The sequence below is a fragment of the Psychromonas sp. B3M02 genome (genome assembly GCF_003318165.1).
GTDB lineage: Bacteria > Pseudomonadota > Gammaproteobacteria > Enterobacterales > Psychromonadaceae > Psychromonas.
Map to the genome: position 1 here is coordinate 1 of NZ_QOCB01000047.1, position 24,652 is coordinate 24,652.

The 24,652-nt window shown below is 35.1% G+C and carries 21 protein-coding genes and 1 riboswitch; of the genes, 20 read left to right on the top strand and 1 reads right to left on the bottom strand.

Translation table 11 applies throughout. The features are described 5' to 3' along the window. The 20 genes from DS885_RS06485 to DS885_RS06580 all read left to right on the top strand — a co-directional run. Positions 1-1,949 (top strand): acyltransferase family protein (locus DS885_RS06485; RefSeq protein WP_309472383.1); only part of this gene is annotated, 1,949 nt, incomplete at its 5' end. 95 nt (positions 1,950-2,044) lie between these two features. Next, positions 2,045-3,043, top strand: a complete 999-nt coding sequence (locus tag DS885_RS06490) for an NAD-dependent epimerase (protein WP_113818621.1) — start codon at positions 2,045-2,047, stop codon at positions 3,041-3,043. Positions 3,044-3,189: 146 nt separating this feature from the next. Beyond that, the gene (locus tag DS885_RS06495) at positions 3,190-4,635 is read left to right on the top strand and encodes a lipopolysaccharide biosynthesis protein (protein WP_113818622.1); all 1,446 of its coding nucleotides are present in this window, start codon (positions 3,190-3,192) and stop codon (positions 4,633-4,635) included. A 64-nt stretch (positions 4,636-4,699) separates the two neighbouring features. Beyond that, complete coding sequence (locus DS885_RS06500) at positions 4,700-5,761, top strand: acyltransferase family protein (RefSeq protein ID WP_113818623.1); 1,062 nt, start codon at positions 4,700-4,702, stop codon at positions 5,759-5,761. Positions 5,762-5,783: 22 nt separating this feature from the next. Continuing rightward, positions 5,784-6,950 carry a glycosyltransferase gene (locus DS885_RS06505; RefSeq protein ID WP_113818624.1) on the top strand — a complete coding sequence of 389 codons (1,167 nt, stop codon included), beginning with the start codon at positions 5,784-5,786 and terminating at the stop codon, positions 6,948-6,950. Beyond that, entirely contained in the window at positions 6,951-8,060 is a 1,110-nt protein-coding gene (locus DS885_RS06510; protein ID WP_181817710.1) for a glycosyltransferase, read from the top strand. 1 nt (position 8,061) lies between these two features. Continuing rightward, complete coding sequence (locus tag DS885_RS06515) at positions 8,062-9,000, top strand: glycosyltransferase family 2 protein (protein WP_113818625.1); 939 nt, start codon at positions 8,062-8,064, stop codon at positions 8,998-9,000. Then, complete coding sequence (locus tag DS885_RS06520) at positions 9,000-9,575, top strand: serine acetyltransferase (protein ID WP_113818626.1); 576 nt, start codon at positions 9,000-9,002, stop codon at positions 9,573-9,575. The genes DS885_RS06515 and DS885_RS06520 overlap by 1 nt, the downstream gene beginning before the upstream one ends. After that, the gene (locus DS885_RS06525) at positions 9,572-10,603 is read left to right on the top strand and encodes a glycosyltransferase (RefSeq protein ID WP_113818627.1); all 1,032 of its coding nucleotides are present in this window, start codon (positions 9,572-9,574) and stop codon (positions 10,601-10,603) included. The genes DS885_RS06520 and DS885_RS06525 overlap by 4 nt, the downstream gene beginning before the upstream one ends. Then, positions 10,600-11,796 (top strand): O-antigen ligase family protein, encoded by a 1,197-nt coding sequence (locus tag DS885_RS06530; protein WP_113818628.1) that lies wholly within the window; start codon positions 10,600-10,602, stop codon positions 11,794-11,796. The genes DS885_RS06525 and DS885_RS06530 overlap by 4 nt, the downstream gene beginning before the upstream one ends. Then, a complete protein-coding gene (locus DS885_RS06535) occupies positions 11,789-12,769 on the top strand; it encodes an acyltransferase family protein (RefSeq protein ID WP_113818629.1) in 981 nt (326 codons plus the stop codon). The genes DS885_RS06530 and DS885_RS06535 overlap by 8 nt, the downstream gene beginning before the upstream one ends. A 328-nt stretch (positions 12,770-13,097) precedes the next feature. Continuing rightward, the gene (locus DS885_RS06540; protein ID WP_113818630.1) at positions 13,098-14,504 is read left to right on the top strand and encodes an undecaprenyl-phosphate glucose phosphotransferase; all 1,407 of its coding nucleotides are present in this window, start codon (positions 13,098-13,100) and stop codon (positions 14,502-14,504) included. A gap of 99 nt (positions 14,505-14,603) precedes the next feature. Beyond that, positions 14,604-15,791 carry an outer membrane beta-barrel protein gene (locus DS885_RS06545; protein WP_181817711.1) on the top strand — a complete coding sequence of 396 codons (1,188 nt, stop codon included), beginning with the start codon at positions 14,604-14,606 and terminating at the stop codon, positions 15,789-15,791. Next, positions 15,788-16,306, top strand: coding sequence for a polysaccharide biosynthesis/export family protein (locus tag DS885_RS06550; protein WP_113818632.1), 519 nt, complete (start codon positions 15,788-15,790; stop codon positions 16,304-16,306). Before DS885_RS06545 ends, DS885_RS06550 begins: the two co-directional genes overlap by 4 nt. 23 nt (positions 16,307-16,329) lie before the next feature. Then, positions 16,330-18,516 (top strand): GumC family protein, encoded by a 2,187-nt coding sequence (locus DS885_RS06555; protein ID WP_113818633.1) that lies wholly within the window; start codon positions 16,330-16,332, stop codon positions 18,514-18,516. Positions 18,517-18,545: 29 nt separating this feature from the next. Next, positions 18,546-19,298, top strand: coding sequence for a tyrosine-protein phosphatase (locus DS885_RS06560; protein ID WP_113818634.1), 753 nt, complete (start codon positions 18,546-18,548; stop codon positions 19,296-19,298). A 176-nt stretch (positions 19,299-19,474) separates the two neighbouring features. Beyond that, positions 19,475-19,649, top strand: a riboswitch (FMN riboswitch). Between the two features lie 289 nt (positions 19,650-19,938). Beyond that, positions 19,939-20,856, top strand: coding sequence for a DMT family transporter (locus DS885_RS06565; RefSeq protein WP_181817712.1), 918 nt, complete (start codon positions 19,939-19,941; stop codon positions 20,854-20,856). Positions 20,857-21,036: 180 nt separating this feature from the next. After that, entirely contained in the window at positions 21,037-21,972 is a 936-nt protein-coding gene (locus tag DS885_RS06570) for a YHYH protein (RefSeq protein ID WP_258546858.1), read from the top strand. Between the two features lie 19 nt (positions 21,973-21,991). After that, positions 21,992-22,552 (top strand): hypothetical protein, encoded by a 561-nt coding sequence (locus DS885_RS06575; protein ID WP_258546859.1) that lies wholly within the window; start codon positions 21,992-21,994, stop codon positions 22,550-22,552. 167 nt (positions 22,553-22,719) lie between these two features. After that, positions 22,720-23,604: an alpha/beta hydrolase gene (locus DS885_RS06580; protein ID WP_258546860.1), complete on the top strand. Its 885-nt coding sequence runs from the start codon at positions 22,720-22,722 to the stop codon at positions 23,602-23,604. A gap of 103 nt (positions 23,605-23,707) precedes the next feature. On the opposite strand, the gene DS885_RS06585 is transcribed toward DS885_RS06580, so the two are convergent. Next, on the bottom strand, positions 23,708-24,565 hold the full coding sequence (locus DS885_RS06585; protein ID WP_113818637.1) for a D-amino-acid transaminase: 858 nt from the start codon (positions 24,563-24,565) through the stop codon (positions 23,708-23,710). Positions 24,566-24,652 lie beyond the last annotated feature (87 nt).

Genomic DNA, 24,652 nt, shown 5'->3' on the forward strand with positions numbered 1-24,652 from the left:
AAAATGGATTATACATAAATGATATTTATTATCTTTTTAGTATGGAATTACAAATGTTGAATTTTAGACAAGATATAAATGGTCTTAGAGCTATTGCCGTCATTGCCGTTGTGTTATTTCACTTCAACCCCTCTTGGGTGCCTGGTGGTTTTGCTGGAGTTGATGTGTTTTTTGTTATTTCTGGATTTTTAATGACAGGGATAATATTTAGGGGAATTCAAGCAGATAATTTCTCAATTTGGAAATTTTATATTGCAAGAGCAAATAGAATAATTCCTGCGCTGGCTGTTCTCTGTTTAGCCCTTCTTATATTTGGCTGGTTTTATCTCTCCCCATTAGAATATAGAGCATTAGGAAAACATATTGCTGCTAGTACTGGGTTTTTATCTAACTTTATCTATTGGATGGAGGCGGGCTATTTTGATGCTGCTTCTCATGAAAAGTGGCTTTTACATACTTGGTCTTTATCTGTTGAGTGGCAATTTTATGTTATTTATCCATTAATATTAGTCTCTTTACAAAATTTTGTATCAATGGAAACAATCAAAAAATATATTGTAATTGGTGCTGTTATCAGTTTTATTTTGAGTGCTATTTCAACATATCAATGGCCCAATCAAGCTTATTATTTATTACCAACAAGAGCATGGGAGATGATGCTCGGTGGTGTAGCCTTCTTGTATCCACTTTCACTAAAAGAGCAAAGTAAAAAGTATTTTGAGTGGGGCGGGCTACTTTTAATCGTTGTCTCATATGCTTTTATTTCAAAAGGGACTCCTTGGCCTGGGTACTTAGCTATATTCCCTGTTTTTGGTGCTTTTTTAATAATACAGGCTGACCGTGAAAATAGCCTTATAACAAGTAATGTTGTTTTTCAGAAGATAGGGAAATGGTCGTATTCGATTTATCTATGGCATTGGCCTTTTGTTGTTGCTATTTACTATTTTTCTTTGAATAGCATATTTATATATATTGGAATTTTTTTATCAGTATTACTTGGATTTATTAGCCATAAGTATATTGAAACGATTAAATTTAAGAAAGAGTTTCCCAAACTTCTTGGTTATTTAAAATGTAAACCTTTATATTTTTGTATTTTAACTGCATTTTTAGGATCGATTGTATTTGTTAGTAATGGTGTTAATAAACCTATTCGAAGCATTAGCAATTCGGAAGAAACTCTGTATATGGCTAACTATCACCGTGATAATTATATTAAAAATTTTATGAGGTTATTCAGTCCAGAATGTGATTTTTTTGATACTGTTGAACGCCAACCTAAAAATGACATACCTAATAGTTGCTTCAATAAAGGTGAAGGTGGGATTTTCATTTGGGGTGATTCTCATGCTAAATCTTTATCTTATGGTATTAGAAAATCATTTAGCGGTGAAAATATAAGTCAAATTACCACTTCTAATTGTAGGCCACTTGTTAAAGAGGATACTGAACTAGATGGTGAATATAGGGTCGCTTGTGATAGAGCAAACGCTAAAGCCAAAGATGAAATACTAAAAATAAAACCAAAAGTAATTATTCTAGTTCAACATATTGATCACGATAAAAATGATTACAATGAAATTTTTTCGTACATCACGAAACACAATTTAAAATCAAAAATTATCTTAATAGGTCCTGTTCCACAATGGGAACCATCATTACCAAATACAATCGCTAAAAGACATTTTGAACCAACTAAAACCATAATAGAAGATCGATCTTTTGTGACTCCTCTATTTTCAATAAATCGTCAATTACATGAGCGTTACGGTAACTCAGAAATTAAACATATTTCATTATTAGACGAGTTATGCAATGAAGAAGGTTGCTTGGCTAAAGTGGATAACAATAATACCCCTTTAGTATTCGATTATGGTCATTTATCGGTTGAAGGGTCTCAATATGTTGTAGAAGAAATTTTAAAAGAAAAAATAATGGATTACCTGTAATTTTACAAAAATGAAAAATCCAAACACATTGACATGATAATTTTAAATTTAAGTACTTAGTAAAACTAATTTAACTTTTTAAAGGTAGTAAGCAGATGAAATATTTAGTAACAGGCGCAGCAGGGTTTATCGGCAACTTTGTGTCAGAGCGTTTATGTGACGCAGGGCATGATGTTATTGGTCTGGATAATTTAAATGATTATTACGATCCTAACTTGAAGTTAGCACGCTTAAAACGCCTTGATAAATTCGACAACTTTACCTTTGTAAAGCTTGACTTAGCAAACAGAGAAGGAATGGAAAGTCTATTTTCTGAAGAAAAATTTGACCGTGTTATTCACCTCGCAGCCCAAGCTGGCGTGCGTTATTCTATTGAAAATCCAATGGCTTATATTGATTCTAACTTAGTGGGGATGGCCACTATTTTAGAAGGGTGCCGACATAATAAAGTGAAACATCTTGTCTATGCATCATCTAGCTCGGTTTATGGTATGAATGAAAAAATGCCATTTTCTACGGAAGATGAAGTTAATCACCCGGTTTCTTTGTATGCAGCTACCAAAAAATCAAATGAGTTAATGGCTCATAGTTACAGTCACTTATACGACTTACCTACTACTGGACTACGTTTCTTTACCGTTTACGGCCCATGGGGACGTCCTGATATGGCACCGTTTTTATTTACTGATGCCATTTTAAATGACCGCGAAATTAAAGTGTTTAACAATGGCAAGATGAAACGTGACTTTACCTACATCGATGACATTGTTGAAGGGATTATTCGCATTCAAGATGTGGTGCCAATGCGTAACGCAGACAATCCAAATACTTCACCTTCTTCAAGTAAAGCACCCTATAAAGTATTTAATATTGGTAATAATGAACCAATTGCGTTGATGACTTTTATTGAAGCGATAGAAAAAGCGGCAGGTAAAGAAGCGAAAAAGAATTATATGCCAATGCAAGCGGGAGATGTACCGGCAACTTTTGCGGATATTGATAGTCTAAAGGAAGAGGTCGGTTTCAAACCAGACACACAGATTGATTATGGTATGCAACAGTTTGTTGATTGGTACAAAATGTATCATGCCTAAAGTGGACTAACCAGTTTGCTATTACATAGCAAACTGGTACTTCTGCCGTTGATGATACTTAACCGTTAACTGTGTTTTTTTGATGGTTTTATGGGTTAAGTGTCTGTTTTTAATGTAATTTTTTCTTTTAGAGTGCTTGTGGGTACATGACCTTAAATAAAAAAATAGTGAAGGGATCGATCTGGAGTTTAATAGGCAATTCGGCTTATCAATTTTCTGGCTTAATTATATTTATTATTCTTTCACGACTCTTATCTCCAGTTGATTTTGGCACTGCAGCGCTAGCGATTATTTTTGTTGAGTTGACCAATGTGTTAGTTCGGTTTGGCTTAGTTGAAGTAGTTGTGCGGAATGTTAATTCGTCAGATAGCACTATTGAAAATAATGCTTTTATGGCTACGTTGTTGCTCGGTTTAATAACGAGTATTTTGTTTGTTATTTTTTCTTCTTCTTTAGAGGCATTTTTTGAGGCGCCGGGGTTAGCAATATCTTTGCAAATATTATCTGTTGTTCCCTTAATGCAAGCTTTGTCTACAACGCCCGAAGGGCTTTTAAGAAGGGAGTTTAAGTTTAAAGCATTAGCAATAAGGCTATTATGTTCCTCTGTTTTTGCTGGCAGCATTGCGATTTACTTGGCTTATAATGACTTTGGTTTTTATAGCTTGATTATCCAAAAAATCATATCAACAACTATCCTGTTAGTCTTAGTTTGGAGGGGGGTTAAATGGCGTCCTTCATGGCATCTCTCTTATGCCCGTGTAACAAATGTTTTAAAGCAAGGGCAGCCTATCGTTTTAAGTTCATTGATTGGGCAGGGTATTTTTAGGTTTGTTGAATTAATTGTTGGTTATTTTTTAGGTGTCGCTACTTTAGGGGTTTTTAAAATAGCGGGGAAATTATTGGATGTTATCGTTCAATTTACAATCAAACCGATTGTTGATGTCTCTTTTTCAGCCTTTGCTAATTTAAAAGAGTCACCAATTGAATTGGAAAAATGCTACCTAAATTTTATTACTACATGTGCAATGTTTGCACTACCGGCATTTGTGGGGACATTTATTATAGGGGCTGATTTAGTCCATTTGATTTTTGGGGAGAAGTGGTTGAAAAGTGGGCAGTTGTTGTCCATCTTATGTTTAGGCGGGATGGGCGTTACGTTAAATTATTTTTTTGGCCAACTTTGTCATGCTACCAACAATTCACATATACCCTTTAGAATACGTGTGGTTGAGTTCGTTGTCGTTTTAAGTCTCGTTAGTATTTCAGCCCAGTACTCAATCTATCATGTTGTTTATTCTACTATATCAGTGACAACTCTGATTAGCGTAATAATGATTTTTATTCTTAAAAAGAAGTTCTCATTTTCAGTTAGCCGAATTTTTAGGGGGGTAATACCTTCTTTAGTGTGTGCTTTGTTTATGGGAGGGGTGGTTTATCTTTGCTTACAAACTCAGATAAATAGCTTAGAACCGATCATTAAGGTGATTGTTAGCATCGTTATTGGAATCTCTGTGTATGCAATGTTTTATCTAATTATTTTTCCAAAAAAAGTAACGGAAATAGTGTTAAATGTAAAAAGATTACGTTCATAGTTGAGTGACATACCATTTGTATTAGGTGTGGAATTGTTTCATTTATTTATTGAAAGGAATCAATATGAGGCTGACCAGTTTACACTTTTTAAGGGCGATGGGAGCAATCTTTATTGTTATCTCTCATTCACATGGTGTTATTAGAAAACGATTTGAAAGCTTAGAGTTTACTGAATACTTTTGGCAAGTCGAACAAGGCTATACGAAAGTATTTGGTGCGTTAGGCGTTGATTTGTTTTTAGTGCTATCTGGTTTTTTTGCTTTTTATACCACTTGGAATAGAAAACAAGATGCAATGGATTTTCTTAAAAAAAGGATTATTCGGATCTATCCAATATGGTGGGTAGGCTTAGCCTGCTTATTAATATTGTCTATGGTACCAGGAGCCTCTGCCAATTATAGTTTATACGAAGTTCTTAACTCGATATTATTAAATCCTATATATATTGACGGCAGCATTAAGCCAATTCTAGAAATCGGATGGACATTACATTATATCGTTTTTTATTATTTAGCGATTACATTGTTAATATCAATGAAGTTTCAATCCATTGAAATATTAAAAATATTAACAATTGGCTTTGCCTGTTTATCTATCATAGGGATTTTTATTGATACGACTATTCCTATCATTGAGGTCATCACTAATTCTCGTACTTTAGCCTTTGCTTTAGGTGGATGGTTAGCCTTTATCGTCATAGAAAAACCAATAAAATGGCATGCCAGACATACCATTTTGGCGTTATTAATTATTACTGGTCTCGTTTTGGCTTTTATCTTAATAGATGAATGGAGGCTGAATGCGCCAACATTTTTAAGTCGGAGTTCTATTGCTATTGCAATTGTCCTGTTATTTGTTTTTCAGCCAACCTTAAAAACATTCAAATACCCTAATTTTTTTAACTTATGTGGTGATGCTTCATACTCTATTTATCTATTTCACATGTTTCCATTAATGATTATGTCAGGTGTATGGAAGCGAGGGATTTTATTACCTCCTGATTTTCTTCCACCGTTTATCACGTGGTTTATTTTAATAATGTTAGGTGTATTAAGTGGAGTCATTGCTTACCTATTATTTGAAAAACCAATCTTTGCCTACTTAAAAAATAAATTTATTAAATAATTAAACAAAAAGGTACTAAGTAATGTCTATGAAGATATTAATGCTTACATGTCAATATATGCCAGATGTATTTGGCGGCGCAGAAAAACAATGTGGGCGTGTTTCTAAAGGTCTTAAAAAGAAAGGGCTTGATGTACAGATTTTAACATCTCGCCAACAATACAAAGGACAAGCTAAAGAAGTATTAAATGAAGTGCCGGTTACTCGTTTGTATTCACCGATCGCACCGGATTTATTAGGACGTTGGATTCCATTTTCAATTTACTGGTTATTAAGAGTGTTAATTTGGGCGGCTTTCAATCATAAAAGCTTTGACGTGATTCATTGTCACCAAGGTAAATTTGGTGCTTTTGTTGGTTGTTGTGTCGCTCGCTTATTCAATAAGCCAATATTGATTAAAGTTGGGAATTCGAATCAGTTTATGGATTTTAATGCTTTAAAGGCCAAAAAACTCTTTGGCCCTATTATGGCTAACTTTGTTTTAAAAACGAACCCAACAGTGGTCGCTATTACTGATGTGATTGCACAGAACTGTAAAGCGTTTGGGTTTAAAAATATTATCAATATACCTAACAGTATCGACACTGCATTAATTAATACTGATCTAGGTGTGGATAAGTCATTACAAGAAAAAAATAGGGCGATTATTAACCTTTTTTATCATGGTCGCCTAGAAAGTATAAAGAAAGTGGATGTATTGATGGAGTCGTTTGTCTTATTAGCCAATGAACAGCAGAACGTTCATTTTCATTTGATTGGAAGTGGCAGTGCTTTAGCTTCCGCTAAAGCCTATATCAAAGAAAAAGGGTTAGAGAATAAAGTCACTTTTCATGGGGAAGTGAATAACCCAGTGGAATTTATACAGCAGTTCGATGTATTTGTTAATGCCTCTGAAGCTGAAGGTTTTTCTAATTCATTATTAGAGGCATTGTTGGCAGGTAAAGTATTAGTTTCAACTCCTGTCAGTGGTGCAAGTGATGCAATAACAGATGGAAAAAATGGTTACATTTCAGAGTCTTTCGATGCCGTAGATATTAAAAACAGTACGATAAAAGGCATACAACTTTATAATCAAGATATCGATTCAGTTAAAGTTTTTTCAGAGCAATTAATTGCTGAAAATTTCACGGTAAATGTTATTGCAAACCAATATTTAACGCTTTATAAAAAATTAACAGGGATAGTGTAAATGAAAGTTTTAATTGGAATGACACGTTCAGATACTATTGTATCGGGTTCATTTAAACATATTTGCCAAATAGGTGAAAAATTTCGTGATGAAGGTGCTGAGGTTGTTTATGCCATAGGCGGCGACGGTGAAGCGATTGATAAATTACGTGAATCAGGCTTTAAAGTGCATGCCTTGACTGACTTAAAAAGAGAGGTAAGTCCGTTTAGTGATCTCTTTTCATTATTAAAATTAGTTTGGTTGGTTATCTCTGAAAACCCACAAGTGTGTTCTTGGCACACTGCTAAAATTGGTGCGTTGGGTCGTATGGCTGCAATGTTAACTTTCAAGCGATCTTATTATGTTCCACATGGTGTTCCATTTGTGAATACCCCTGAAAATAAAGGTTATAAAAAGTATCAGTTAATTGAAAAAATGTTATCTATTTTACCATCAAAGATCATTGGTGTGTGTGAGTTTGATAAGAATGAATATTTGCGCATTGGGGTACCCGATAAAAAGCTGTTAGTTATTCGAAATGGTATGTTGGGAAAAGATAATGACACTTGGCAACTAACCGAAAAACCGGTCCATTTCATCACTGCTGCGCGTTTTGAAGATCAAAAAGATTACGTGACTTTAGCTGCTGCTTGTCATCAGTTACTTGCTGAAAAGAAACCTTTTACTTTGAGTATTTACGGTGATGGACAATACGAAGAGCAGGTTAAAGCGCGTTTCGCTGACTTTCCTGAAGGTATGATCGAATTTTGTGGAGTAGTAGATAACTTTGCAGAGAAATTAGCAGAAGCCGATGTGTTTATATTATCAAGTTTTTGGGAAGGGTTACCACGCAGTATTATTGAAGCGATGGCCTGTAAAAAAGCAGTGGTCACGTCTGATGTGGGTGGCTGTTCAGAATTAATTATCGAGCAAAAATCAGGTTATTTAGTACCTATCAGAAATGCACAAGTGATGGCACAATCAATGCGTGAATATATCGATGATAAGCAAAAAATAATTGATCACGGATTAGCTGCTTATGACTTATATTTAGCAAAATATTCGTTACCCGTCATGTTAAACAATTATGCTGAGGAATATGGTGTAATGAATAAAAAGCAGGGCTCATAAGATGACTATTAAAGTATCTCTGATTTGCCCTGTTTATAAGGTTATTGATTATCTACCTGATTTGATGACGAGTTTATTGGTGGGTGTTAATAGTGAACAAGTGGAAGTTATTTTTGTTGACGACTGTTGTCCTGAACATTCCATTACTGTGTGTGAGCAATTTGTTGAAGAGCATGCCCCTTTAATAAACTTTCATTATAAAATAATAAAACAGTCAATTAATCAAGGACAAGCCGCAGCGCGTAATGTTGCTTTAAAAAGTGCAGAAGGTGAATATATAGGTTTTATTGATTCGGATGATGCTATTTCTTCCTATTACTGGGAAACGTTAAGTCGTTATGTCAGCACTTCTGAATACGATATTATTGAATTTGATTTCAAAGAGTTTACCGGTACTTTACCAGAAGAAAACAAAGCGAGTGTTGAACAATTGCCTTCTTCAAAATTAAATCCTTTTCATTACGGTTTTTTTGTTTGGACTCGATTATACAAGAAATCAATGCTCGAAGGTTTGCAATTTCCTGAAGGAGTGATATTTGAAGATATTTTTTACAATATTCATGCTTTTTCAAAAGCCAGAAAGACTCTGCGTTTATCAAGCTGTTTAGTGTTTTATCGGAAACGTGAAGGCTCAACAACTAGCAATCGAACTTCAACTTATTCAAACCTTTTGCTTAATTTAATTAACTCTTCAATGAAAACAATTAACAGTTTTGAGGATAAAGGTGAAGTAATTAATCAAGTTGCTAGATACTCATTATTGGTCAGCCTCAAAGGCTTCAAAATTAAAGAGCGTGCTGACAGACGACTGTTTTTCAAACAGTGTAAATCAATTAATTTATCTTTTATCCCTTTATTAAATCAATTTAGCGAGTCATTGTTAACAAAGTTCAAATTTAAGTTATCTCAATTTATTTGTTTAATAGGGACATTTTCATAATGATAAATATGACTCCAAAAGCTTTGATTCGTAGTGATTTATTTCGTTATGAAGGGAAGAGTAATTTCAAGGTATTTTTAAAACTGTTTTTGAAAAATCCTTATTTTAGATTTCAAGTTTATTTAAGAATGACACGATCAAATAACTTTGTTATTTCTAGCTTTTTTAAAGTGCTAAAAGCAGGCCTTGGTAGAAAGGTTAATGTCCAATTAAGTCCCAAAGTATCAGTTGGCTATGGCTTATATATTCCTCATGGGAACATTGTGGTCAATGCTAAAACAACTCTTGGTCATAATTGCAGTTTATTACAGTTTGTTTCTATTGGTGCTATGCATAATAGTGATGCAGCGACAATCGGAGATAATGTTTATATTGGCCCAAATACCAATATTGTCGGAAAAATTAACATTGGTGATAATGCCGTGTTAGGTGCTGGAACTGTAGCTGTAAAAAATGTTGAAGAAGCTATGGTCGTTGTAGGTTCTCCAGCAAAATCGATTAAACAAGTCCAGAATATTAATGACTATGCCATTAACCTCTGTAGTGAAGAATTTATAAACAAGGCTGGCAAATGAAAAAAGTAGTACACATCACTAATGATTTACAGCGCCTCGGCGGTGTGCAGCGTTTACTCGTTGATTTAATGACCTTGCAAAAAGATGAATTTCAGTTCGAAGTTATTTTAACGCGTGGTGAAAACGAATATGTTGATGAGTTAAAGCAATTAGGGGTTAGTGTTTACCATAAACGAGATATTGGTTTACGTGGTGTTATAAAACGTATGAACAATGCGGATTTAGTACACGCGCACCTTTTTCCTTCTTTATATATTGCGTTATTAACATCAACTCCGACAGTGATTACTGAGCATAATCCACATTATCGACGTCGAGATATTCTTTTTATCAAAACGTTAGAGAGTGTTCTTTTTCGTAAATTCAAAAAAACGGCTTGTATTTCAAAAGGTGTCCAAAATGCACTGTTAAGAGACTTAAATTGGCCAACTAAGAAAACCGAGGTTATTTGTAATGGAATCGATTTAAGCCGTTTTTCGTTACAGAGGAAGAATATAGATCTTGATAAGAAGGTCTTCAAAATAGGGATGGTGGGCCGCTTACACCCACAAAAAGATATTAAAACGTTAATCGAATGCATCAAGTTACTTGACAGTGATTGCGAGCTACATTTAGCGGGAGATGGTGAGTTACGAACTCAACTAGAGTTATTTGCGGATGAAATTGGAGTCTCGAATAAAGTATACTTTTATGGCCAGGTGAATGATATCCCAGAATTTTTAGAGTCATTGGATCTTTATGTTCAATCTTCTAATTGGGAAGGGTTTGGCCTAGCGGCGGTTGAAGCAATGGCGGCTGGTCTCCCATGCTTAGCTACAAATGTAGAAGGGCTTAACGATATAGTATCAAAAGATGCATTATTTGACGTGGCTGATGTGGATAAGTTATTGGCATTAATATGTGAAGTTAAAGAGTCAAAAGATCTCTATGCTAAAATGTCATTAGACTCTTTAAAAAAAGCACAATATTATTCTGCAGAAAACACCGCATTATTGTATCAGCAATTTTATAATGGAAGTATGAAATGATACCTGAAATAGCGCTACATAAACTATATTTAGAAACTCCAACGATGTTGAAATATAAGCGTCTGTTAACTATTTTAGCCGCATCAATTCTACCTCTTTATTTCTCCATGTTTCGTTATCATCTATTCGGTGCGACACTTAGGGTGGCAGACTTAGTTTGTGCGATTACTCTGCTTTTGACATTATTTATTTTCCCTAAGTTTTATTTGAAATTCTTTCAATTTAAATTCTTACCTATGTGGATAATTGCTTTTTATATCATAGTACAAGGGATATTTTTAGATAATACTTCTAGTTCGATTAAAGAATCTATTCAGTTTCTATGGGTATGCTTTTATTTAGGTATTGCTTCAATATATGCAGAATGGGATAGCAAAGCCTTTTATAAATGGATGCTTATATTTATCGCTATTTCAGCCTTATATACTGTTTTTTACCATTTCTCCTTAGGGCATTTTACACGTTACAAACTTGCTTCCGATGGAAAGTATGCTTTTGGGTTACTGTCAGTGCTTTTATTATTAAAGGCAAATGGTTCTGCGATGAGAAAGGATTGGATTTACTTTTTAATTAGCTTGATACCTCTTGGTCTTTCTATGGAAAGAAAAGGGGTTTTAGGTGTAATGCTGGTTATTCTTTTAGTTATTTTGACTCACATTATTATTGCGAAACCAAAATTAAAGGGAGTGATTATATTTTTAATTGGGTTTTCCATTCTGTTAGCCCCTTCTATTTTAAGTCAAATCAGTCATTTTATAGACATTAAAATTTATGAAAGTTATTTTTTAGATGAAAAACTCGCTTTGTTTACATCTAATATGCACAGAGAAAGTTTATTAATTAACGCCTACCAGATTATTAGGGATAATTTCTTTTTTGGTATAGGTGCAGATAGAATTACGGAGGCTATGGGGCGTTTCTATGCGGATCAACGTCTCAACAATGGTGCTCATAATTTTTATATGGATATGTCTGTAAAATATGGGATTGTAGGTTTGTTTTTACACCTGTTTTGGATCGGCTGTCTATCTCTTTTAAGTTTAGCGAGCAACAGGTTCACGGTTAATCTTTTATTATTTAATCTATATTGCTTATTTGTTGTTACCTTCATGGCTGATGGCCAGGCTGTTTTAATTGTTTTTCTTTTTTCTTTCTTGAATCCTTATCTGTTTGAGCATAATAGCCATGATTAATTCAATTCAATATTTACGTGGCATTGCTGCTATTTTAGTTGTTTATTACCATTCAACTATTAAGGCCGTGCAAAATAACATTCCCGATGCGTCGATTTATTATATTGGGGAATCCGGCGTTGATCTGTTTTTCATTATATCTGGATTTATTATCTGTTTTGTTACTGATAATAAAGAGTTCAATACGTTAAAGTTTTTAAAATCTAGGGTACTTAGAATCATCCCGCTATATTGGTTTTTTACAATAATTGCATTGTTTGCGTACCTTATTGTCCCTTCTATGGTGAACAGTAGTGGTGGGGAAACTCTGATTTTAGAATCCTTTTTTTTGCTCCCAACTGAAAGTAAGTATCTGATTCAAAATGGCTGGACATTATCCTATGAATTTTATTTCTATTTGTTATGTGCGCTTGTTCTTACAGCTAGGCTAAATAAAATATGGTTACTTGCTGTATTATGTTTTTTGCCTTTTACCAGTTATTTTTATTCATTATCCATACACTTCTTTTTCGACCAGTTTTTATTAGAATTTGCGATGGGAACACTGTCTTATATTATTTACTCTAAAAAGGTTAATAATAATTTACAAATATGCTTTTTATTCATTGTATTGGCTATTTATTTAATGTTGTTTAATGTGGTAGGGCTTTCTAATAGGTTTATTCTTTATGGCTTGCCTATGTGGTTAGTTTTCCATATTGGTCTGCTAATTAATGAAAAGTTAAAAACGTTTGAGCGAAACCTTTTTGGGAAAGCTCTTCACCTTTTAGGAAATTCGTCTTATTCACTTTATTTATCTCATGCTTTTACTTTGGTAATTTTGAATAAGATATACCTCTACTTATTTACAGAGAGTAATCTTGTAATCTATTTATTATTTTTAGTTGTCAGCTCCTTAATTGTTGGCCATTTTGTTTTTGAATATATAGAAAAGAATTTAAATCAGTACGCTAAAAAATTATTCAATAAATAAAATTAAAACGACATGCTTATTATTAAAAAATATATTTCTGTTCTTTTTTATTTGATATTAATGAAGTATGCTTTATTTAATGAATTCGTAGTTTAAATGTTCTTTATACCAACTTACTTATAAAGAGGTGTTTTTTTTATTTCTTTTTTAGTTGTTGTTTTTTAAAGTTTTTTCTTTAATTGTAAAGGATACTTTCATTCTCATTATTTGTTGTGAAATAGTCATTATCAAACACTTTTAATATTGTTAAAGTTATTATGTTTTGTTATTGTGATCACATTTTTGTGACTAAGTGATGTAGTCTAATAATAGTGAAGTAAAGGGATTTATGACTGAACAAGATTTCGTTAAGAACAATATAAATCAACTCTCTGCGGTATATCGAATTGTCGATTTTTCAGTTGTTCAATTTTTGTTGTTTTTTTGTATTGGCGCTCACTCTATTGAAGTAAGTGATCCCTATATCATTGTTGGCCTTATTGGGTCTCTCTCTTTCATTATTTTTGCGGAAAATATTCGTTTATACCGATCTTGGCGAACAGGTTCATCTTCTCGCCTCTCTCTCTATACCTTTTTGAGTTGGTTCTTTGCTGTTTTTATGGTCGTAGTTTATCTGTTTTTCAGCAAAATGAGTGAAGACCTTTCCCGATTAGTTATTGGTTCTTGGTTTCTTAGTAGTGCCTTGCTGTTAATTGGCTGGCGCATGTCCTTCCGTCTGTATCTATACAAACGTCGTCGCAATGGTTTGAATACAAGAAGGGTCGCCATTATCGGCTTAACTAGTTCAGGTTTTCGTCTAGCAACTGAATTTGCTAATCACCCTGAAATTGGTTTCACATTAAATGCCTTTTTTGATGATAGAGATAATATTCGTTTATCTTCTAATTCTAAGTTTTTTTCTAAATTACAGGGTGATATAGCAACCGGAATTGAGTTAGCTAAACAGGGAAAGTATGACCTCGTTTATATTGCGTTACCTTTAGCTGCACAAAAACGTATTGAATCTATATTACGTGAATTAGGTGATACCACTGTTGATGTACATTTAGTACCTGATTTCTTTACTTTTAACTTATTAAACGGTCACCTCTCTCATGTCGGGTCTATTCAAACAATCAGTGTGTATGAGTCGCCATTAAGTGGGCTTTCATCGTTTGCTAAAAGACTTGAAGATATTATTGGTTCTGCATTGATTTTATGCATGATTGCGATACCTATGTTGATTATTTCAATATTAATTAAACTAGATTCTCGTGGGCCTGTTTTCTTTAAGCAAAAACGTTATGGCTTAGATGGTAAGGCGATTAATGTGTGGAAGTTTCGCTCAATGACTGTTGCTGATAATGGCAGTGTGGTGAAACAAGCCACTAAAGGTGATGCTCGTATTACTAAATTAGGTGCTATATTAAGAAAAACGTCTCTTGATGAACTACCGCAATTTATCAATGTCTTACAAGGGCACATGTCGATTGTTGGTCCTCGCCCTCATGCTGTTGCACACAATGAAGAATATAGGAAATTAGTCGACTTTTATATGTTACGCCATAAAATGAAACCTGGTATTACTGGTTGGGCACAAATTAATGGCTGGCGTGGTGAAACAGATACGCTTGAAAAAATGGAAAAGCGTATAGAGTTCGACCTTGAATATATTCGCCAATGGTCATTGTTACTGGATATTCGAATTGTATTTTTAACTGTGTTTAAAGGGTTTATTAATAAGAACGCTTATTAATAAAGTAAATAAATAGTTGCTTGAATGTTTGATTTGGAGTCAGTGATTGACATGGCTTTTTAGAGTTAACAATGAGCGCTTTATTTAAGGATGAAAAAAGTGAAATATTCAATTTTTTTAGCGATTTCTCCTGTGTTTGTTATTAACGCTTTTGCAGAAAGCTTTGACCCAGCCCCTATCAAAGTTACTGATGGCTTTATGGTTGTTCCTCAAGTATCTGCAAGTGTTAAATACGATGATAATATTTATGATCAAGAGGATGATACAACCTCCTCTGCTATTTATATCGTAACCCCTTCTATAAAGTTTGGTGTTGATGATGGTATTAATCGTTATGGTGGATCTTACCGTTTAACTTCAGCCTCTTATGAAAATGGCAGTGAAGATAATTATACGGATCACACTTTAAGCTTATTAGCACACACTGAATATACCGATAGGCACCGTACTGACTTTAGTCTTTCTTATGCTAATTTACATGAAGATAGAGGTAGCGGACTTAGTGAAGGCAACTCATCTTTTTTTGATCAACCGATTAAATACAATGAGCTTAATGCAAGAGGTTATTATCAATTTGGCGGCCTCAACGCGATAATGCGTATTGGTGGTGGTGTTAACTTTTCAGATGTAGATTACCGTAATTTCATTGTTACCACTCGATTTGATGATGTCAGTAAGCTTACCTTTTTTGCTGATGCTGATTATCAAGCGGGCAACGTCACTTATTTAACCTTTGATGTGTCCACAACTGACGTTCAATATGATGAATTAGAAGTGGGGCAAGAAAGCGGTGATAATAGAGATTCAAGTGCATTAGTTGGTTTTAGGTGGTTAGGCCTAGGCAAAACGACAGCAACAGCTAAGGTTGGTTATCAATATAAAACCTTTGAATCTGAAAGCCGTGAAAATTTCTCCGGTAACACAGTAGAATTAGGTGCAACTTGGAAACCGCAAGAATACTCTACTTTTGATATTAGCTTTAGTCGAGCAGCTGAAGATTCAAGTACGGTTGGTGATTATATTCTAGAAATTAATAGTGGATTAGCTTGGAAGCAGTCTTGGACGGAAGACTTTGATACAAGTTTAAGTTTTTCTTACACAGATGAGGACTATATTGGCTTTAGCCGTAACGATAAAACTAAAAATTTAGCCTTAAATCTAAATTACACGGTAACTCGCTGGATAAAACTCCAAGCGGGATATCAATTTACTGATAAAAACTCAACAGAGACTGACATTAGTTACGATAAAAATGCAGTTAATCTAGGGATTGTGGTTGCTTTATGATGAATTATATTTTTGTACTTTTTATGTTTTTTTTCTCCTTTAACTTACCTGCCGCTGAAGTTGATAACTATCGTTTAGATGCTGGGGATGAAATAAAAATACTCGTTTATGATGAGCCCGATCTAACTATTGAGACAATCATTAATGATGATGGAAATATTAATTTCCCTTTTATTGGTTTAGTTTCAGTTACTGGGAAAACAGTCCCAGAGGTTCAAAAAATTATTCATGATGGCCTATCTGGTGATTATTTATTAAATCCATCGGTGCAGGTCGATATTATGACTTATCGTTCGTTTTATATTCACGGTGAAGTTAATCAACCAGGTGGTTATCCTTATCAACCTGGCTTGAATGTTGATCAAGCTGTCGCGTTAGCTGGTGGGTTAACAAATCGCGCATCGGTATCAAAAATATATGTTAAAAAATCACAAACAGAAGGTGAGCAAAACGTTAAGTTAACCTATGCCGTTTCACCGGGCGATATTATTACTATTAAACAGAGCTTCTTTTAGCAAAAAATTGGGCGATAAAAATTATGCAATCAGTTAATAAACCTCTAAATTCACAAGAACAAGTCATTGACTTGAAAGCTTATTGGGCTGTGGTGATGAATGCTAAATGGAAGATTTTAGGTTTTTCTTTATTGATCACTATTCTTGTTGCTATTTTTGTTACAGGAATAACACCTATTTATCGTGCAACTGGTTCGTTATTAATAAAAACCAGTACGGATAATACGATTTCAATTGACTCTGTATTGCCTTTAGATACAAGCCGCCAAGACTACTTTTTAACGCAATTTGAAATCTTAAAGTCACGCTCAGTTTCAGAGCAAGTGATTGATAAACTCAATCTAGCCAACAACAAAGAGTTTATGCCCGATGATAACGAAGTTAGCTTGATTAATGAGTTAACGAAATACGTTAAGTCTTATTTACCTGCTGAATTTAACGTTGAAGAAAAACAACAACCATTGGAAGCGAGAAGTGAGAAGGTATTATTAATTGATGCGTTTCAATCAAAATTAACCATTACACCTATTCGTAATACACAGCTTGTTGAGATTTCTTTCGAAGCAAAAGATCCTAAGTTAGCAGCGCTTATTGCGAATACCGTTGCTGATGTTTATATAAATCAAGAGGTGCTAGGGCAGTCTACTTCAACGAAAAAAGCTGCCGATTGGTTGGAAGTTAGGTTAGAAGAGCTACGTGTTAACCTTGAAGATTCAATTAATGCATTAGACGATTACCGTGTCAAAGAGAATTTAATTGACCTGAATGCGGCGGGTGTACTGAGTATTGCTAGCGATGAATTAGAAAGTCTAACGGAAAGCTATTTACGCGCTAAACAAACTCGATTTGAAGCAGAAACACTGTATTTGTTTGTTAGCAATGCTAATGGCAACGATATAAATTATTTGATGAGTATTCCTGAAATTAGTGAACACCCGCTTATCACTAATGTTAAAAATATTGAAAATCAAGCACAGCAAAGAGTTTCTGAGCTAAGTTTCCGTTACGGTGCTAAACACCCTAAATTGGTTGCCGCGAAAGCACAATTGGAGTCGATTCAAGAAGAGCTCAAGCAACAAGCGAATAAGATAGTTAGGGGCTTTGCTAAAGAATTACAAGCAGCTAAGAATAACGAGCGACGTTTTATTAGAGAGCTTGAACAAGAGAAACGTAAATACCAAGACATATCTAGTACTGAGCAAGAGTATTTAAGGTTACAGCGTGAAGTAGAGGCAAACCAAAGCCTTTATGATACGTTTTTAACGCGTTATAAAGAGACTGAAGTCACTAGTGACCTTGATGTTGAGCAAGCTAAAATATTGGATCAAGCAGAAACACCATTAGCACCTATTAAACCTAATAAAAAACTACTTGTGATTTTAGCCTTTATAGCTTCATTTGCTTTTGCGGTTATCTATGCATTTGTTATTGATGCCTTAAATGATACGTTTAGAACGGCTGCGGAAATCGAATCTAAGTTAGGATTGCGTTTATTAGGGTTATTACCTCTGATTAAATTAAAGCGTAAACAAACTTTATCGCCTCATGCATTTTTTGATGATAAGCATAAAGCGTTCTCAGAAGCCGTCAGAACTTTACGTACTGGGTTTATGCTTTCACATATCGATGATCAACATAAAGTGGTGTTAGTTACTTCATCTATTCCAGGTGAAGGTAAAACAACTACATCAATTAATATTGCTCTTTCTATGTCTCAAGTTGAGAAAACCTTATTGATTGAAGCGGATATGCGTCGCCCAAGCTTCCTTGGTGTATTTAAATTAGGGGCTGATCAAGCGGGATTATCTAATTTGATTTCAGGAACTGAAAAACTTGAGAATGTGATTGTACATGATGAAGCTTCTGGGCTTGATATCTTACCATCTGGTTTTATACCAAGTAATCCACTTGAGTTATTATCAGGTGCGAAGTTTGATGCGGCAATGACGATTTTAAAACAGAAGTACGATCGTATTGTTATCGATTCACCGCCTACTTTAGCAGTAAGTGATGCGTTAGTGTTATCTAAGCGTGCGGACTCTGTTATTTATATCGTTCAATCTGATTCTACGAAGCAAGCTGCCGTTAAAAAAGGTATCTCTCGTTTAATGCAAGTTAATTCTCATATAGACGGCATTGTATTAAATAGAGTTGATATTAAAAAAGGCGATAAAGAAGATTACGAAGGCTATTATGGTTATGGTCAATAATATAACTATGTGTTCGTACAAGTGGAATAATGATTGATTTACACAGTCATATTTTAGCGGGGATTGATGATGGGGCTCGTTCATTAACCGATTCCCTGCAACTCATTGAAGGTTCTATTGATAGCGGTGTGTGTAAAATTTTAGCGACACCGCATATTCATTTGGGGACTTTCGATAATGACTTATCAAGTATCCAACAAGCTTTCACTCAGTTAACTTCCGCTGTACAAGAAAACCCTTCAATCAATATATCCCTCGCCTATGCGGCAGAAGTACGTATATGCCCTGAAATTATGATGCTGGCTAATACTCAGCAATTACCTTTTATGGGTAAGTGGCATGGGAAGGATTTGCTATTATTGGAGTTTCCTCATAGCCATATTCCTCCAGGTAGTGAGAAATTAGTCGATTGGTTAATAGCACAAAATATACTGCCTATGATTGCACATCCTGAGCGTAATAGAGGCGTTTGGGAGTCATCAGGTTTATTGCTTCCTTTCAAAGAGCGAGATTGTTTATTTCAAGTCACGGCGGCTTCAATCATCGGTGACTTTGGTGAAAGATCAAAGAAAATAGCATGGGATCTGCTGAGGAATAATGACGCCTCGATTGTTGCTTCGGATATGCATAATATGAAGCGTCGTCCTTCTAAAATGAAAGAAGCTTTTTTAGCTGTGAGCGATGAGTTAGGTGAAAATATTGCTAAACAATTATTTGTAACAACCCCAAATTTAATCTTTGAATCCAATCCAACTATTTGGACCAGTCAAGCTTCAAGCTAAGATACTTTGCTTTCTCTCTACTTTTAACTCTTTCTTTAACATCTAATTTAAGTATTTCGCTTGTCTTTTTCTAAAAGCTTATTATTATCAACCATGACTTAACCGCTGCTATTGATATAGTGGCGGATATACCAATTATATTAGTAAGTAAAATAGTTAGTTAATTGGTATGAGTCATTCGACTTCAGGGCGGGGTGTAATTCCCCACCGGTGGTATTTTCACGTTATGAATTTGTATCAGTGAAACAGCCCACGAGCGCCTAATAGGATGAGTTATTATTATATTAGGGTCAGCAGATTTGGTGAGAGGCCAAAGCCGACGGTTATAGTCCGGATGGAAGAAGATCGAGAATAAATAGCATACAGAAACATCAACCATTTGCCCTTTTTATACGATAACAAGGGGAAGCTAGTTCGATCTCTTGTAGAAATTATTGATCTTCATTATTTTGATGGGGAGATATTACGCTGCAGTTTTTGTAAGTTATTTATTCAATTCTTTAGTGTAAATACTATTGAATAATATCGTTACGATTAATGAAACTATTCCAGCAAGTAAATGGATTAGTTATTTGATATGGACGGTATAATGTTCTTTCCTACGCTCTGTCTTTCTCTCCTTTTTAGTTTAGGAATTGTAATGACAGGTATTACCTTTATATTTTTTGCGTGCTTATTATGGGCCGCAGATACGTTAATTCGTTATCCACTCTTATTTGGCGGCTCTAGTGCACAACAAATTGTGTTATTTGAGCATTTAATATTAGTTGCTGTATTAGCTGGCATCTTTATTTACAAACGTCGCTCATTCAACTTTATTTCTCGAAAAACCTTAATTCCTTTTATGGTGGTTGGTATTTTGGGATCTGCTTTAGGCACTTTAGCTTTTACCGAAGCATTTTATTTGTCTAACCCTACTGTTGTGATTTTGCTTCAAAAACTACAACCTTTAGTGGCTGTCACTCTAGCCTGTGTGTTGTTGAAGGAGAAAATAGATTCTCGCTTTTTCCTATGGTTAGGCCTGGCTATTTTAGGTAGCTTGTTGTTGATGTGGCCGGACCTTCAAACGTTATTAATCAGCCTGAAAGAAGGGGATTTACAACATGGTCAACAAGCATTGTGGGGATACGGTTTGGCACTATTTGCAGTAGTTAGTTGGGGCAGTGCAACTGTGTTTGGCAAAAAGCTCAGTACACAGGGCTTAAGTAGTTTGGATATTATGGCTGGTCGTTTTAGTTTTGGCCTATTAGGCATGTTGCCATTTGCATTTATGGCTCCCACCTTGATAACAAGCATTGAGTTGACCGTATTGCAAAAAATTGCCATGTTAGCGTTATTGTCAGGTGTGTTAGGTATGTATTGTTACTACCAGGGGTTAAAGCGTATTCCTGCACATTGGGCGACCTTAGCGGAGATGTTTTTCCCGGTTGCTGCCATCTTTATCAACTGGTTATTTTTAAGTGTAGAGATGACACAAATACAATTACTCGGTGCGTTCACCTTGATAGCTGCAAGTGCTATGGTACAAAATAGGCCTGCACTAGCCACTCCATCTTAACTTCTGCTTTATTAAGTTAAAGAGTATATTAAGTTAAAAAACAGGGCCCTTATTGTTGAAAGGGGTCTCTGTTTTTAATCCCTTCGCTCTTCATTAAGCAACTATTTTTCAATGTGCACAGTCTTTGCACAATTAATCGTTAAGCTTCACCTCATTAATAATGAGGGGGATCTAAGCAGCATGTTTGCTTATCAATTTTTAAACGTATTATTAGCCTGTATTGTCTTAATCTTATTAAGTGCATGTGGTGATAAGCATCAATCTGTTTTATCAAAGATTAAACCAGGTCAATCAACTGCTGGTGTGTTATGTGATTATCAATATAACCAATACAACACGTCAAAATCAGTAGAAGCAAATAGTGTGGCTTATTGGTCATGTGATGGGAACTCACGAGATTTAGATGCAAATGGTATACCTGACCATGAAGTTGGGAGATTTCCCAATGCTAATAACGCCTATACAATTTTGCAACAATCTGTGTTCGAGAGTTATACCTTAACCCCAGTGAAAACCAATGTCACGACTACTTTTGGTCGCTCACACTCTGTTATTGGCATGCTGTTAAATGGTGTGAAAATGGCGGTTGGCTCTAGCTCTACGTGTCGAGATATTGATAATAACTGTGGTGTTAACAATAAAGCTGAACAGTGGAATATTGAAAGTATTGGTCAAGATGTATTTGATTTTGGTCTCGATCAAAACAATGCACATGTACAGGATAATGGAACTTATCATTATCACGGCATACCTGAAGGTTTTATTACCAATCGAGGCGGTAATAAAAAAACCATGACCTTAATTGGTTGGGCTGCTGACGGATTTCCTATTTATGCGCGTTATGGATATTCAAACCCCGCTGATGCCAACTCTGCAATCAAGTTGATGAAAGGCAGTTATCAATTGGTTAGTGAAATAAGTGATAGTCGACCTTCAGTTGATATTTATCCTTTGGGGACTTTTCAGCAAGATTGGGAATATGTACTAGGATTAGGTGATCTAGATGAATGTAATGGGCAAGTTGGTGTCACACCAGAGTTCCCTAAGGGTATATACCATTATTATGTAACAGATAGTTACCCTTACTTTCAACGCTGCGTGAAAGGAAAAATTTGAATGAATAAAGGTTTAAAAAATGAAAAATAAAATGAAATCAATGAAAAAAGGGCTACTGGGTATAGCTTGTGCGTTATGTTTAACAACGCCCAACACCAGCTTTGCTCACTTAATGGCTGCGCAACATGGCACATTAAGTTTCATTGGTACTAATGTTTATATTGCTTTGTCTTTACCCATGTCAGCTTTTAAAGGTGTTGATGATAATGATGATAAACATGTCACTATTCAAGAGTTTAATAATCACCGTGATTTGATCAGTGAAACTATTAAGCAGAATGTCTATTTAATGGAAGATAGCCATAAATTTGTGATTGACGGATTATTGTTAGAGCCAACAACAGGACATGAAGCAGCTAATAACTATAGACATACTGCAGGTGAAAGCATCGAGCAGGTGACCATTATGGGCCGCTATGCATTAACCTCAAACTCGGCTAAAGTTGATTTTAATATTGCGCTATTTAGTGATGATATGACATCACAGAACTATGACTTTGTGGCGACGGATAAAAATAAAAAGCTTACCCATGAATTTGAAGTGATGCCTAGTAAACCATCGATTTCAGTATTCAATTAATACAGCCTACAGAAGCCTCTTGATAGCAGAGCTGCTGTTTAGGCGGCTTCTTATTTCATCTGGTTAGTTTCACCTACCTTAAAACATTACTAAATATCAACGGATAATGATCTCCTCGTGCTAAGCTACGTAATACCTTATTTAGTCGCTAACAAATGAGTGTCCCATTGAAGAAACTATTACTGCTTATTGCTTTGATCCCAGTCGCTATTCTTATCTTCTCATTCATAAAAGACAGCGCGGCTACTGAGCTTAAAATACTCAATACTGCCGTCTCATTATCATCCAACTTAAAAATAGAGAAAGATGTCGTTTTTGATCAAAGCCATGATCTAAAGCTGGATATCTATAGTAACAAAGACTGGAAAGCAGATATTAAACGCCCTGTATTGGTGTTCTTTTATGGAGGTGGTTGGAGTTGGGGTGATAAAGACTATTTTACCTTTGTTGCCGATAGTTTTGTGGATAAAGGTTACGTGGTCGTTATTCCCAATTACCGACTTTACCCTAAGGTCAAATATCCAGCGTTTATCAAAGATGGTGCAAAAGCCGTTGCTTGGGTAAATCAACATATAAACAAATTTGGTGGCGATGCCGAGCAACTGTTTATTACAGGCCATTCGGCTGGTGCTTACATTGCAGCCATGCTTGCCTTTAACGACCAATACTTAGCTGCTGAGAATCAATCAACTTCTATTATTAAAGCCTTTGCAGGTATTGCTGGCCCCTATAATTTCAAACCTAAAGAACAGCAATATATCGATATTTTTGGCGAAGAAAATTTCAATGATATGAGGATAGAAAATCACCTTACTGGCAATGAGCCGCCTGCGCTGCTCATTCATTCTGAAGGTGATACTACGGTAGGTCTCTTTAATCAAAAACTAATGGAAGAGGCTCTGACTGCAAACGGGGGGGCTGTTGAGACGTTAGTCTACGGGCAGGACATAACACACATAAAAGTGTTAATGAAGTTACATCCGTGGTTTGTAAATGAAGTGAATGTTGGGTCTGATATCGATGCATTTTTTAAAGGTGTAAAAAACAAATAAAAAGGCAAATAGTGACTTCTATTTGCCTTTCATAATATTGATTTTTGGTATAACAATGATTTAATTACTTGAGTACTTTAAGCTTGTGCGTCCTTACTTGTACTTAGTTAACTGTTTTTGTTGCTAACTCAATGTAAATTTCACGTAATTTTTTCGCTACATTACCTGGTTTACCATCACCGATAGTGTGACAATCAATTTCAATCACAGGCCATACAAAAGTGGTTGCTGAACTAACAAATGCTTCTGCCGCTTGATACGCTTCTTCAGCCGTAAACAAGCGCTCTTCAATTTTGATATTTTCTTTCTCAGCAAGTTCAAGTAATGCTTTGCGCGTAATACCGTGCAAAATGTCATTACTTAATGGACGTGTTACTAACACACCGTCTTGCGTCACAATATAAGCATTATTTGAACTGCCTTCAGTGATGTAACCATCTTCAACTAACCACGCGTCATCAACTTGTTTTTCAATAGCACCTTGTTTAGCCATACATGGAGCCAATAACCCCACTGTTTTGATATCACGGCGTTTCCAACGAATATCTTCAGTAGTAATCACTTTCATGCCTTTTGTTGCTTTTGGACTATTTAATAGTTCACGCGCTTGAGTGAATAACACTAATGTCGGCTTCACATTTTCAGGGTAACCAAAGTCACGATCGCCAGCAGAGCCACGGCTGATCTGTAAGTAAATACCGCCTTCGTTAAGTGCATTTTTTTTAATGAGTTCTTTCTGAATCGCTGTGATGTCTGTTAATGCCACAGGTAATTCAATTTGTAATTCATTACATGAACGTTGTAAGCGAATCATGTGGCCATCGTTGTCGACTAATTTACCATTAATCACTGCTGTTACTTCATAAACAGCGTCACCAAAAAGAAAACCACGATCGAAAATAGAAACCTTAGCTTCATCTTCTTTAAGATATTGACCATCTAGGTAGACAATACGTCCCATCATTTAATCCTCGTAATATAGCGGTAATCTAATTCTCGCTATTTATAAAATAGATAACCTAAATTCATTAACCTAAAATTTGGGTTC

Bases quoted from the DNA above. Each gene is read 5' to 3' on its own strand.
- DS885_RS06570 (WP_258546858.1), top strand. From the start codon at position 21,037: ATGTTTGCTTATCAATTTTTAAACGTATTATTAGCCTGTATTGTCTTA.
- DS885_RS06510 (WP_181817710.1), top strand. From the start codon at position 6,951: ATGAAAGTTTTAATTGGAATGACACGTTCAGATACTATTGTATCGGGT.
- DS885_RS06490 (WP_113818621.1), top strand. From the start codon at position 2,045: ATGAAATATTTAGTAACAGGCGCAGCAGGGTTTATCGGCAACTTTGTG.
- DS885_RS06495 (WP_113818622.1), top strand. From the start codon at position 3,190: ATGACCTTAAATAAAAAAATAGTGAAGGGATCGATCTGGAGTTTAATA.
- DS885_RS06530 (WP_113818628.1), top strand. From the start codon at position 10,600: ATGATACCTGAAATAGCGCTACATAAACTATATTTAGAAACTCCAACG.
- DS885_RS06550 (WP_113818632.1), top strand. From the start codon at position 15,788: ATGATGAATTATATTTTTGTACTTTTTATGTTTTTTTTCTCCTTTAAC.
- DS885_RS06540 (WP_113818630.1), top strand. From the start codon at position 13,098: ATGACTGAACAAGATTTCGTTAAGAACAATATAAATCAACTCTCTGCG.
- DS885_RS06525 (WP_113818627.1), top strand. From the start codon at position 9,572: ATGAAAAAAGTAGTACACATCACTAATGATTTACAGCGCCTCGGCGGT.
- DS885_RS06560 (WP_113818634.1), top strand. From the start codon at position 18,546: ATGATTGATTTACACAGTCATATTTTAGCGGGGATTGATGATGGGGCT.
- DS885_RS06555 (WP_113818633.1), top strand. From the start codon at position 16,330: ATGCAATCAGTTAATAAACCTCTAAATTCACAAGAACAAGTCATTGAC.
- DS885_RS06515 (WP_113818625.1), top strand. From the start codon at position 8,062: ATGACTATTAAAGTATCTCTGATTTGCCCTGTTTATAAGGTTATTGAT.
- DS885_RS06505 (WP_113818624.1), top strand. From the start codon at position 5,784: ATGTCTATGAAGATATTAATGCTTACATGTCAATATATGCCAGATGTA.
- DS885_RS06585 (WP_113818637.1), bottom strand. From the start codon at position 24,565: ATGGGACGTATTGTCTACCTAGATGGTCAATATCTTAAAGAAGATGAA.
- DS885_RS06535 (WP_113818629.1), top strand. From the start codon at position 11,789: ATGATTAATTCAATTCAATATTTACGTGGCATTGCTGCTATTTTAGTT.
- DS885_RS06565 (WP_181817712.1), top strand. From the start codon at position 19,939: ATGACAGGTATTACCTTTATATTTTTTGCGTGCTTATTATGGGCCGCA.
- DS885_RS06520 (WP_113818626.1), top strand. From the start codon at position 9,000: ATGATAAATATGACTCCAAAAGCTTTGATTCGTAGTGATTTATTTCGT.
- DS885_RS06575 (WP_258546859.1), top strand. From the start codon at position 21,992: ATGAAAAATAAAATGAAATCAATGAAAAAAGGGCTACTGGGTATAGCT.
- DS885_RS06500 (WP_113818623.1), top strand. From the start codon at position 4,700: ATGAGGCTGACCAGTTTACACTTTTTAAGGGCGATGGGAGCAATCTTT.